Origin of the sequence: Pseudomonas rhizoryzae, from assembly GCF_005250615.1 — a bacterium.
GTDB classification, from domain to species: Bacteria; Pseudomonadota; Gammaproteobacteria; order Pseudomonadales; family Pseudomonadaceae; genus Chryseomonas; species Chryseomonas rhizoryzae.
This window is the reverse complement of record NZ_SULM01000003.1, coordinates 417,047-428,676: the sequence shown is the minus strand read 5'-3', so window position 1 is coordinate 428,676 and position 11,630 is coordinate 417,047. Positions and strand designations below refer to the sequence as shown.

The following is an 11,630-nucleotide window of genomic DNA, read 5'->3' as shown; positions in this document are numbered from 1 at the left end:
ACCCCCGCTCAGTTCATTCTGACGGGGGTGTTGTCTTTGGGGCGGGAAAAGTTTGGCTGGGGCGCTGAGAGCGCTTGGGGCCGAAGCCGGCAGGTCAGGTAGCTCGGGTTGCCCTCACCCCAGCCCTCTCCCCGAGGGAGAGGGGGCTAGGCGCGATGCAAATGGCTAGCTTGAGTGCGGCCTGTCAGGAAAGGTGCTGCTTGGCGCCCATCAAAAATCAAGAGTAGCAACAGCCCGGCTGTGCCGGGCTGTTGTGGCCATGGCTGCGATCAGCGCAATCAAATCGCTGTAGGTGGGGCTGAGCTTGCGAAGCCCAACCCTAGGGCGCTATGCGTGGGCGCCGCGTTTTGGGTGGAGGCTGGGTGTTGGGCTTCGCTGTGCTCAGTCCAACCTACCCAAACGAAGACATGAAAAAGCCCGGCATTGGCCGGGCTTTTTGCGTTTAGGGTTTGCGCGCTATGAGGGTAGCGCGCAAGGGAGCGGGGAGGCCTTCGACGGTGAGGCTGGGATCCTCCGGGTGGAGGAAGTCCGGCAGCGACTGGAAGCCCATCCACTCGGTGGAACGTTGTTCGTCTACCGTTGTGGGAGTGAGATCTACAAGCTGGATGTCCCGATAGCCGGCGCGGCGTAGCCAGAGTTGCAGGGCGTCGGTGGAGGGGAGGAACCAGACGTTGCGCATCTGGGCGTAGCGGTCTTCCGGGACCAGGACAGTGGTCGCGTCGCCTGCGACGACCAGGGTTTCCAGGACCAGCTCACCGCCGCTGTCGAGGCAGTTTTTGAGATCCAGCAGATGATCGATGGGGGAGCGGCGGTGATAGAGCACTCCCATGGAGAAGACGGTATCGAAGCCGCCTTGCAGTGCAGGCAATTCTTCCAGTGTAAGGGGCAGGTGCCAGGTGGGCAGGTCGGGTAGATAGTGGCGCAGGGCCTGGAACTGGCAGTGGAACAGCCAGTTGGGGTCGACGCCGATCACAGCGCTGGCTCCAGCGCCGAGCATGCGCCACTGGTAGTAGCCATTGCCGCTACCGACATCAAGGACACGCTTACCCTGCAGGTCGAGGTGCGCAGATACCCGATCCCATTTCCAGTCGGAACGCCATTCGGTGTCCAGATGCAGGTCGAACAGTTGGAACGGGCCTTTGCGCCAGGGACGCAGTTGCAACAGGGCATCGCGCAGTGCCTGGTGTTGGTCGGGGGAAAGACTGCCGTCGAGGCGCAACCTGTCGCGCAATTCCACATGCTCGACGACGAGATCGGGCAGGACATCAAGGCCGGCTTGCCAACGCTGGAGGTCGCCATGGCCGCGGGCGTACTTGGCGGCCAGTACGGCTTCGAGGGCGTGGGACCAACTGGCGAGTGGGGTGTCCGCAAGGGCCTGTTGCAGTTCAGCGATATAAGCCGGCAGGGTCATGGCAGGGCGATCAGGGAGGCGAAGTTCAGGCATTGGAACCAGGGGACGACGGTGGAGAAGCCAGCGGCCTGTAAGCGGGCGCGGTGTTCGTCCAAGGTGTCGGTTAGCATGACGTTTTCCAGTGCGGTGCGTTTCTGGGCGATTTCCAGCTCGCTGTAGCCATTGGCGCGTTTGAAGTCCAGGTGCAGGCCGTTGAGCAGTTCCTGGGTCTGGTCATCCGGGAAGCGGATCTTTTCCGATAACAGCAAGGCGCCACCGGGGAGCAGACTGGAACGCAGTCGGCCGAGTAGGGGCAGACGGTGTTCCGGTGCGATGAACTGCAGGGTGAAGTTGAGGGCGATGACCGAGGCCGGCTCAAGCGACGCTTCGAGGATATCGGCTTCCACGACCTCTACCGGCAGCAGCTCCTCATGCATGGAGTCCTGGGCACTCAGGTATTCGCGACAGCGGGTGACCATGGCCGTGGAGTTGTCGATGGCCACCACGCGGGCACCTTGAACGCGGACGTGGCGTCGCAGGGCCTGGGTGACGGCACCCAGCGAGCAGCCAAGGTCATAGAGGCGGCTGTTGGGCTGGGCGAAACGGGCGGCGATGACGCCGAGGTTTTCGACGATGGTGGGATAGCCCGGCACGGATCTCTTGATCATGTCGGGAAAGACGCGCACCACGTCTTCGTTGAAGGTGAAGTCGGCAGGAGGCTGCGGCGACGCGAACAGGCGGTCGGCTTCGCTCATGGGCGGTACCTGGAAAATCGAAAGGGGGCATTGTACCCCCGGCCGGTGGCGCAGAACGCGGCTTCAGCGGATTTCGATGCGGCAGTCGAAGCGTGCCTGGGGCTCGGCTTCGGCATCCCAGGGTTGGCGGGCCTGGAGTTCGAGATGGGCCGTGCCGGCACTCTGAGCGCGGAAGCGCCAGAGGGATTGGCCGGCGCTGCCGACGCCGCCTTGATCCTGGCGTTGTTCGCGGAAGACTTCCGGGCCGAGTTGCTTGAGGTTGTCGCTGCGCTGGAGGATGGTCCAGCGGTAGCCGCTGGTGGGGTCGCTGGGCAGGGTCAGCGTCAGCTCCTGGCCGGTGTGCATGGCCAGCGGGGTGCATTCGCTGTCGTCACCGAGGATGAGGTTGCCGCTCGGCTGGGTGCTGCTGCAACCGGCCAGCAACAGGCAGCTCCAGAACAGGTGGCGGGGGGACATGGAAACCTCCGGGGTATGCGGCAAAACGCAGAGCATACCCCAAGAGGTCGGAGGGTCGGCTTAGAAGAGCACCTTGGCCACGTCGGCGAAGCGCCGGGCGAAATGGACGGTCAGGCCTTCCTTGAGGTAGGCGGGTAGTTCTTCGAAGTCACCGCGATTCGGCTCCGGCAGGATCAGTTCGTTGATCTTCTGGCGCCGCGCGGCGATGACCTTCTCCCGGACCCCACCGATGGGCAGTACCTGGCCGGTGAGGGTCAGCTCGCCGGTCATGGCCACGTTCTTCTTCGGTGCCTGGTTGCGTGCCAGCGACAGCAGGGCGGAGGCCATGGTGATGCCGGCGCTGGGGCCGTCCTTGGGCGTGGCGCCTTCGGGAACGTGCAGGTGCACGAAGGCCTGGTCGAAGAAGTTCGGGTCGCCCTTGAATTCCTTGAGATGGGCAGTGACGTAGCTATAGGCGATCTCGGCCGATTCCTTCATGACATCGCCGAGTTGGCCGGTGAGCTTGAAGCCGCGGTTCAGGGTATGGATGCGGGTCGCCTCCACCGGCAGGGTGGCGCCGCCCATGCTGGTCCAGGCCAGGCCGGTGATGATGCCGGCGCCGGAGAGCACCTGCTCCTTGCGGAAGGTGGGCTTGCCCAGGTAGTCCTCGAGATCCGAGGCGCCGATCTTGATCTTGAGTTCGGGTGCCTCGATGAGCTTGACCACGGCCTTGCGTACCAGCTTGCCCAGCTGCTTTTCCAACTGCCGCACGCCGGCTTCGCGAGCGTAGCCTTCCACCAGGGCCTTGAGGGCGCTGTCGGTCAAGGTCAGGCGGTCCTTGGGCACACCGGCCTTGTCCAGTTGCTTGGGCCAGAGGTGGCGCTTGGCGATGGCCTGCTTCTCCTCGGCGATGTAGCCGGAGAGACGGATGATTTCCATACGATCCAGCAGCGGACCGGGGATGGAGTCCAGGGTGTTGGCGGTACAGACGAACAGCACCTTGGACAGGTCCAGACGCAGGTCCAGGTAGTGGTCGAGGAAGTCGACGTTCTGTTCCGGGTCCAAGGTTTCCAACAGCGCCGAGGCCGGGTCGCCCTGGTAGCTCTGGCCCATCTTGTCGATCTCGTCGAGCATGATGACCGGGTTCATCACCTTGACGTCGCGCAGGGCCTGGACGAGTTTGCCGGGCATGGCGCCGATGTAGGTGCGGCGGTGGCCCTTGATCTCGGCCTCGTCTCTCATCCCACCGACGCTGAAGCGATAGAAGGGGCGGCCGAGGGATTCGGCGATGGACTTGCCGATGCTGGTCTTGCCCACGCCGGGCGGACCTACCAGCAGCACGATGGAGCCGGCCACCTCGCCCTTGAAGGCCCCCACGGCGAGGAATTCGAGGATGCGATTCTTGATGTCATCAAGCCCGGCATGGTGACGGTCGAGCACCTTGCGCGCGCGCTTGAGGTCGAGCTTGTCCTGGCCGTGGATGCCCCAGGGCAGGTCGGTGGCCCAGTCCAGGTAGTTGCGGGTGACGCCATACTCGGGCGAGCCGGTTTCGAGGATGGAGAGCTTGTTGAGTTCGTCGTCGATGCGCTTCTGCGCCGCCTCGGGCAGGCTTTTGCCTTCCAGGCGTTGGCGGAAGCTTTCGATATCGCTGCTGCGGTCGTCCTTGGTGATACCCAGTTCCTGCTGGATCAGCTTGAGCTGTTCCCTGAGGAAGAATTCGCGCTGGCGCTCGTTGATCTTGCGATTGACCTCGGCGGAGAGCTCCTTCTGCAGGCGCGCGACCTCCACTTCCTTGCGCAGCAGCGGCAGGACTTTCTCCATGCGCTGCAGCATGGGCACGGTATCGAGCACCTGCTGCAATTCATCGCCCGGAGCGGTGGTCAGGGCAGCGGCGAAGTCGGTCAGCGGCGAAGGATCGTTGGGGCTGAAGCGGTTGAGGTAGTTCTTCAGTTCTTCGCTATAGAGCGGGTTGAGCGGCAACAGCTCCTTGATGGCGTTGATCAGCGCCATGCCGTAGGCCTTCACCTCATCGCTGGGATCGGGGCTGGGGCGCAGGTGTTCGACTTCCACCAGGTAGGGCGGACGCTGGCGGCGCAGCCAGCCGCGGATACGCACCCGGGAGAGGCCCTGGGCGACGAACTGCAGCTTGCCATCCTGACGGCTGGCGTGGTGGATACGCACCAGGGTGCCGTGCTGCGGGAGCTGATCGGGATCGAAGTCGTTAGCGTCCGCGGGTTGCTGGTCCATGTAGAACAGCGCGAGACAGTGGTGATCGGTCTTGGCCACCAGCTCCAGGGTTTCCGCCCAGGGCTCTTCGTTGACGATGACGGGCAGGACCTGCGCCGGAAAGAACGGCCGGTTATGGATGGGAATGATGTAGAGCTTGTCGGGAAGATTCTGGCCGGGCAGCACCAGGCCAGTCTGGCCGGCTTCCTCGCTGAGAATTTCCGCTTGATTATCCTGATCGCTCATTGGCGTACCTTGGGCTTGGATGTGAGGCCAACATGGGGCGAGCCCGTGGTTTTTTCAACGCAGGGAGACTCTTGTCTCTCTTGACCGCCGCTGGTTGGGCGAAGTGCGACCGCTGGGGTAATGAGGGATCGCTTGTCTGATAAAGAATCCCCGACTATTGCCGCTAAAGCAGAGGTCACGCCGAATAGCCGGCGTTGAGTCCGACAGGCGCGTGGTGGGGTGGGCAGTGAACAATAAGCAGGTGATGGTGGGATTGCTGGCGTTGGGGCTGGGTTTGGGGACCGCGCAAGCCGCAGAGATCGCGGTTCAGGTGGTCGATAGCCAGGGCGCGCCGCTGGCCGATGCGGTGGTGATGTTGTCCGGACAGGGGTTGCAGCCCGAGCGGCATCCAGCGGCTATCGACCAGCAGAATCGCCGTTTCGTCCCTCACGTCCTGGTCGTGCCCACGGGGACGGCGGTGAGTTTTCCCAACACCGACGACATCCGCCACCAGGTGTATTCCTTTTCCGCCGCCAAGCATTTCGAGCTGCCGCTCTATCACGGCATTCCCAGCACGCCAGTGGTGTTCGACCAGCCCGGCGTGGTGGTGGTGGGCTGCAACATTCACGATTGGATGGTCGGCTACGTCTATGTCACGGCCGCCGGGCGCTCTGTGGTGACCGATGGTCAGGGCCGTGCCCGGCTGGAGGTGCCGGACGGCCATTATACGATGGCACTTTGGCATCCCGATCTGAGCGATAAGCGCGAGATCGCCCAGCCCGACCTGAACGTGGCGGGCAAGCCGGTGACGCTCAGGCTCCAACTGGCGGTGCAGCCGAAACCGCAACCCGCGGAGCCAGCCAGCTCGGCCTTCGAGGACGCCTTCCACAAGGCGGCACACGATGAAACTCATCCATAGTTTTCAGACTCGCATCGCCGGCAGTCTCTTCCTGCTGATGCTGGTGGTGATTGCGCTGGTCTATCTCACGGTCAAGGCCGCGACCGAGGCCAGTGTGGTGCGGCAGTCCTACGATCAGCTCGATACCGGGGCGCGGGTCTTCCGCCAGGTGCTGGATAGCCGCTGTCGCCGGTTGAATGACGCGGTGCGGGTGCTGGCGGCCGATTTCGGCTTTCGCGATGCCGTGGCCAATGGCGATGTGCCGACCCTGAGGTCGGTGCTGGCCAACCACGGGGCGCGGGTAGGCGCCGGCGATACCTATCTGCTGGATCTGGACGGTCGGCTGATCGCCAGTACCGTGGCGGCTCATAGCCAGGGCGAGCGCCTGCCCACGCCGACGGCCGCAGGCAACGATGGCAGTTGCGTGGTGGCAGGGGCGGGCTTGCCGCTGCTACGGGTAACCGTGCCGGTACGGGCACCGTTACCCATCGCCCAGGTGGTGATGACCTTCGCCATGGATCAGGCCATGGCGGAGGAATTTCGCTCGCTGATCAATCTGGACGTGGTGTTCCTGGGCGGTGCGTCGGCCATGGCCAGCACGCTGCCAAGCGAGCAGGGGCGCCTGCTGGTGCAGGCGACTGCCGGGCCGCCGACAGTGGGCGACACCTGGCAGGTGACCCTCGCGGGTCATCTCTATCAGGTCAAGCGGCTGACGCTGGGCGCGAGCGACAGTCCGGTATACATCTATCTGCTGCGCTCGCTCGACGTCGCTCTGGCCGAGTTCGAGCCCTTGCTACGGCAGCTCGGGCTGATTGCCGGCGGCGCGCTGTTGGCAGCGCTGCTGGGTGCCCTGTGGCTGGCACGTAACCTGGCGCAGCCGCTGCGCCAGCTGGCGGTGGTGTCCTGGCGGATCGGCCAGGGTGATTATTCGGTACAGGTCGATGTGCAGCGCCGCGATGAGTTCGGGCGGCTGGCACGCATGATCGAGGGGATGCGTGAGGGCATCGCCGATCGCGAGCAGCGCCTCAATCACAGTGCGCTGCACGATCCCCTGACCGGTTTGCCCAATCGGATTCTGGCCGAGGAGCGACTGCGGGTGTTCATGGCGACCCAGTCCCAGGTATCGCTGTTGTATGTGGGGCTGGACGGCTTCCAAGCGATCAACGAGACCGCCGGGGTAGCCGGTGGCGACCAGATTCTGAAGGTGGTGGCCGAGCGTGCCCAGGTTCTACTCGCGGGGCGTGGCTGCGTCTCGCGTCCGGTCGGCGACGAATTCCTCGTGCAGGTGTGCCGCATGAGCTTCGAAGGCGCGGTGGGTCTGGCGGATGAGTGGCGTCTGCTGCTGTCCGAACCCATCCTCTGGGAGGGGCAGGTGTTCCGGCTCCGCTGTCGGGTCGGCGTAGCCGAATATCCGCGCCATGGTGAGGATCCCACGGTGCTGATCGAGCGTGCCCGCGGCGCGATGCTCGATGCCGGCCAACTGCCGGATCGGTTGCGCGTCTATGACGAAGGACGCGATGCGGCTCAGCAGCGACGGCTGCAATTGGTCCACGACCTGCCCTTGGCGGGTGAGCGTGGCGAGTTGATGTTGGTGTTCCAGCCCAAGGTGGCCTTGCGTGCCGGGGGCGTGCCCCAGGCGGAAGTCTTGCTGCGCTGGCGCCATGCCGAGCTGGGCATGATCTCGCCGGGTGAATTCATCCCCTTGGCCGAGCGCAGTGGCAGTATGAGTGGGCTCACCCGCTGGGTGATCCAGGCGGCCATTCGTCAGCTGGCGCTCTGGCAGGCCGAGGGGCGCGAGGTGAAGGTGTCGCTGAACGTCTCCGCGGTGGATCTGGCCGACAACCAATTGCCGGAGCGGGTGATCCGCTGGCTCGACGAGGCGGGGGTGTCGGCGCGACAGTTGACCTTCGAGATCACCGAGAGCGCCATCATGGCCGATCCCGAGGCTGCCATTGCCCTGCTCAAGCGCCTCTCCAGCCTGGGCATCCGGTTGTCGGTGGACGATTACGGCACCGGCCAGGCCTCGCTCGCGCATCTCAAGCGCCTGCCAGTGGACGAGCTGAAGATCGATCAGTCCTTCATCAGGGAGTTGGAGCCGGGCAACGATGATGCCGTCATCGTGCGCTCGACCATCGAGATGGGGCATAACCTGGGTCTGGAAGTCGTCGCCGAGGGCGTCGAGGAAGGTCGCACCCTGGCGCTGTTGCGCAGCTGGGGTTGCGACGTGATCCAGGGCTACTACATCAGCCGCCCGGTTCCGGCCGGAGAGTTCGCAGCCTGGATGGAACGGCAGGCCGAGCCAGCGGTAGAGGAGCTTTCATGACGCGGTGGTGGTTGATGGGCCTGGCGCTGCTGGCGACGGGGGTGCAGGCCGAGGGTGGCAAGTTGTTGGCCACCGGCGGAGCCAGCAGTGTGGAAGGAGCCGCGGGCGGCGGTATCACGCCCTGGGCGGTGATTGGCGGCTATGGCGAGAGTGGTCAGCCCGGCGCGACGGCCTTCGTCACCCGCGTGTGGACCGGCGATTACCGTCTGGATGCGGCCGGCGCCGCGGTGGCCTACGACAATCGGGTGGAGTTGTCCTACGCCCGGCAGCGACTGGACATGTCGACCCTGCGCCGATTGATGAATCTCGAAGAAGAGAGTCTCAGCCAGGACATCGTCGGCGCCAAGGTTCGCCTCGCCGGTGATCTGATCTACGACCGCATGCCGCAGGTGAGCCTGGGTATCCAGTACAAGCATCAACGCGACTTCGCCATTCCCGCCGCGGTGGGCGCTCGGCGCGACAGCGACGTGGAAGGTTATCTGGGCGCCAGTCGACTGTTCCTCGGTGGGGCCTTCGGCTACAAACTGCTGGTGAACGTGGGGCTGCGCTACAGCCGTGCCAACGAGATGGGACTGCTCGGCTTCGGCGGCGATCGCAATGACAGTCGCCAGTGGCTCAAAGAGGGCTCGGCGGCGGTGTTCTTCAATCCGCGCTGGGCGGTGGGGATGGAGTACCGACAGAAGCCGCAGAATCTGTCCTTCACCCATGAAAGCGACTGGATGGATACCTTCGTCGGCTATTTCCCCAACAAGCACCTGTCGCTGGTGCTGGCCTACGCCTGGCTGGGTGAGATCGCCACCCTCGATGACCAGCAAGGCCTCTACCTGTCGCTGCAGGGGAGCTACTGATGAAGCTGAAGTCTCTGCTGCTGGCAACCCTGCTGACGACCCTGCTCGGCTGCACGACCCAGCCGCCTGCGGATGACCGGCTCTACCAGGAGTTGGGCGGCCAACCGGGGATCACCCGGATCGTCGAGGGCATGTTGCTCAATATCGCGCGCGATGAGCGTATTCGGCACTACTTCGCCAATGTCGATATTGGCCGTCTGCGCAGACTGCTCATCCAGCAATTCTGTGCCGAGACGGGCGGTCCATGTCGCTACCAGGGCGCGAGCATGGCGGAGAGCCATCGCGGTCTGAATCTGCAACCGGCCGACTTCAATGCCTTGGTAGAGGATCTGCAACTAGCGATGCAGCAAGAGGGCGTACCGGAGCGGGCACAGAACGGCCTGCTGGCGCGGCTCGCACCGCAACGTGGTGCGGTGATCCGCCAGTAGGCCACCGGTCGTCGCCCTGGTCGAACCGCTGCCGTTCGAGATCATCCCTAGGCAAGACGCCTTCAGGAGGGATGACCCTTGCGCAAGACCACTTCGGCTGCCGATCTCGGCTTGACCCTCGCGGCGGATGACGAGCAGGCGCTGTTCGGCTGGTTCCTGGCGAGCTATCTGTTCGGCAAGCGCATCTCCCAGCGCATCGCCGCCCAGACCTGGGCCGTGATCTATCGCAAGCATGGACGCGATACCCCACGCAAACTACTCAATCTGAGCTGGCAACAGCTGGTCGACCAGCTCGGCGAAGGCCATTACCGGCGCTACGACGAAAGCACGGCGACGCTCTTACTGGACGCCTGTCGCCACTTGCAGGAGGAGTACCAGGGGCGTTTCGCCAGGCTGCGCGACGCCAGCGCCGACCGGGCGGATTTCGAGCGGCGCCTGCAGACGCTGAAGGGCGTCGGCCCCAAGACCTGCGAGATCTTCATGCGAGAGGCGGGACCTCTGTTATACCCAGGCTGACCGCCTAGCGCTGGCCTGTTCAAGAAGGCCCCGGCGATCCCTTGGCTAGGCTATAAGTACCCGAGGTGTAGAGGAAGGCTGGCGGCTTGCCGCGAGCCATGCCTCGCCTCGGCAATGGTAGGCTGTTGGCTTGCTGGGCGTCTTGGCATGGGGCGCGCGCTTTTCCGCAGCGCGCAACCGATCCAGGCGAGGCCGGCATCGACTAGGGCCAAGACGAGGAGACTGCTTTGCTGCGCAGAGCGGAAGGCATCCGGGAGGAGAGCCGGTGCAAGGACCAGAGGCTGATCCGCAAATCCTCAGGGCCGGCACAGGGGGCTCGCAGGCTGCTGGCCGTCGCCATGCTGGGGTTGCTGGTGAAGGGCGCCTTCGCCGAGCCGGCGGCCTACTGGCGCTGGCGCAGTACCAGCAATGGCCAGGAGTTCTGTACCCAGATCCCGCCGGGACCGGGCTGGACCCGGGTCGCCGGGCCGTTCCGCGATCTCCAGTGCCGTGAGCCGGGCAGCGTACCCTTGCGGCGTTGGGCCGAGCCGCCGCAGCGGCGGTTCTAGTTCGAGGTCTCCGCCGCCTTGAGCAGCGCGGCGCCGATCTCGCCTTCATAGTGCCGCCACACCGGCCGCATGGCCTCGCGCCAGCGAGCACGCTGCTCGGGGGTGAGCGTCAGGATCTCACTGCCGCCAGTGGCCGCGATGCGGGCACGGTCACGTTGATTCTCGGCTTCGGATTGCTTCTTCACCTCGAAGGTCACCTGGTCGATGATCTCTTCCAGGGTGCTGCGCACGGCGAAGGGCAGGGTGCGCCAACGGTCGGCCCTGACGATCAACAGGTAGTCCAGGGCGCCGTGGTTGGTCTCGGTGAAGTAGCGCTGCTGCTGGTCGAGACGCTGGCTCCAGTAGTTGGACCAGGTGTTCTCGGTGGCATTGACGGTGCCGTTGGCGAGTGCCTGCAGGGTCTGGTTGAAGGGCAGCTTGACGGCGGTGGCGCCGAGGGTTTCGAACTGGGTCTGGAGTACGTCCGAATTCTGGATACGAAACACCAGGCCCTTGGCATCGCCGGGTTCGCGCAGCGGCTTGCGCGCCGACAATTGCTTGAGACCGTTGGGCCAGTAGGCCAGGCCGATGATATTCGCCTTCTCCAGGCTGAGTAGCAGTTGCTTGCCGCTGGGACGGGTCTGGAAATGATCCAGCGCGGCACGGCTCTCGAACAGGAACGGCAGATCGAACAGCTTCAATTTTGGGCTGAGGGCGGTGAGCTTGCTGATGGCCGGAGCGAGGATGTCCACCTTGCCATCCTGTAGTGCTTGCAACTCGCTGGCATCGTCGAAGGCCGCGCCATTGGGCAGCACTTCCACCTGGACCCGGCCAGCGAGCCGCTGCGCCACCAGTTGTTGGAACAGCAGTGCGCCCTTGCCCTTGGGCGTATCGGGTGCAACGACATGGGAAAATCTCAGTGTTATGACGTCGGCCTTGGCGTTGAGCAGGGGCAGGGTAGTGAGCAGCAGGGTGCATAGGCCAAGGGCAGGTGACTTCATGGGGGCTCCTAGATTGTTATTTTGGATTCCTTATAGCTTTACTTTACCAGTGCGACCC

At 64.4% G+C, this 11,630-nt stretch carries 11 protein-coding genes; 6 read left to right on the top strand and 5 right to left on the bottom strand.

What is annotated here, in order from left to right; translation table 11 throughout:
* Positions 1-442 precede the first annotated feature (442 nt).
* The 4 genes from cmoB to lon form a co-directional block, all read right to left on the bottom strand.
* Entirely contained in the window at positions 443-1,411 is a 969-nt protein-coding gene (gene cmoB / locus FAZ11_RS06565; RefSeq protein WP_058774000.1) for a tRNA 5-methoxyuridine(34)/uridine 5-oxyacetic acid(34) synthase CmoB, read from the bottom strand.
* Positions 1,408-2,145 (bottom strand): carboxy-S-adenosyl-L-methionine synthase CmoA, encoded by a 738-nt coding sequence (gene cmoA / locus FAZ11_RS06560; RefSeq protein ID WP_058774001.1) that lies wholly within the window; start codon positions 2,143-2,145, stop codon positions 1,408-1,410. Before cmoA ends, cmoB begins: the two co-directional genes overlap by 4 nt.
* A 63-nt stretch (positions 2,146-2,208) precedes the next feature.
* Positions 2,209-2,601: a protease inhibitor I42 family protein gene (locus tag FAZ11_RS06555; RefSeq protein ID WP_058764184.1), complete on the bottom strand. Its 393-nt coding sequence runs from the start codon at positions 2,599-2,601 to the stop codon at positions 2,209-2,211.
* A gap of 60 nt (positions 2,602-2,661) precedes the next feature.
* A complete protein-coding gene (gene lon, locus FAZ11_RS06550; RefSeq protein ID WP_058774002.1) occupies positions 2,662-5,052 on the bottom strand; it encodes an endopeptidase La in 2,391 nt (796 codons plus the stop codon).
* Positions 5,053-5,296: 244 nt separating this feature from the next.
* Between lon and FAZ11_RS06545 the strand changes: the two genes are divergently transcribed.
* The 6 genes from FAZ11_RS06545 to FAZ11_RS06520 all read left to right on the top strand — a co-directional run bounded on the left by FAZ11_RS06545 (position 5,297) and on the right by FAZ11_RS06520 (position 10,592).
* Positions 5,297-5,950 carry a methylamine utilization protein gene (locus tag FAZ11_RS06545; RefSeq protein WP_058774007.1) on the top strand — a complete coding sequence of 218 codons (654 nt, stop codon included), beginning with the start codon at positions 5,297-5,299 and terminating at the stop codon, positions 5,948-5,950.
* Positions 5,934-8,252: a putative bifunctional diguanylate cyclase/phosphodiesterase gene (locus FAZ11_RS06540; RefSeq protein WP_058774003.1), complete on the top strand. Its 2,319-nt coding sequence runs from the start codon at positions 5,934-5,936 to the stop codon at positions 8,250-8,252. Before FAZ11_RS06545 ends, FAZ11_RS06540 begins: the two co-directional genes overlap by 17 nt.
* On the top strand, positions 8,249-9,100 hold the full coding sequence (locus FAZ11_RS06535; RefSeq protein ID WP_058774004.1) for a DUF3034 family protein: 852 nt from the start codon (positions 8,249-8,251) through the stop codon (positions 9,098-9,100). Before FAZ11_RS06540 ends, FAZ11_RS06535 begins: the two co-directional genes overlap by 4 nt.
* A gap of 5 nt (positions 9,101-9,105) precedes the next feature.
* Entirely contained in the window at positions 9,106-9,528 is a 423-nt protein-coding gene (locus FAZ11_RS06530) for a group I truncated hemoglobin (protein ID WP_058764192.1), read from the top strand.
* A gap of 78 nt (positions 9,529-9,606) precedes the next feature.
* Positions 9,607-10,044: an HhH-GDP family DNA glycosylase gene (locus FAZ11_RS06525; RefSeq protein ID WP_058774005.1), complete on the top strand. Its 438-nt coding sequence runs from the start codon at positions 9,607-9,609 to the stop codon at positions 10,042-10,044.
* A gap of 338 nt (positions 10,045-10,382) precedes the next feature.
* Positions 10,383-10,592, top strand: a complete 210-nt coding sequence (locus FAZ11_RS06520; protein WP_058774008.1) for a hypothetical protein — start codon at positions 10,383-10,385, stop codon at positions 10,590-10,592.
* On the opposite strand, the gene FAZ11_RS06515 is transcribed toward FAZ11_RS06520, so the two are convergent.
* Positions 10,589-11,572, bottom strand: coding sequence for a DctP family TRAP transporter solute-binding subunit (locus tag FAZ11_RS06515; protein ID WP_058774006.1), 984 nt, complete (start codon positions 11,570-11,572; stop codon positions 10,589-10,591). The genes FAZ11_RS06520 and FAZ11_RS06515 overlap by 4 nt on opposite strands.
* Positions 11,573-11,630 lie beyond the last annotated feature (58 nt).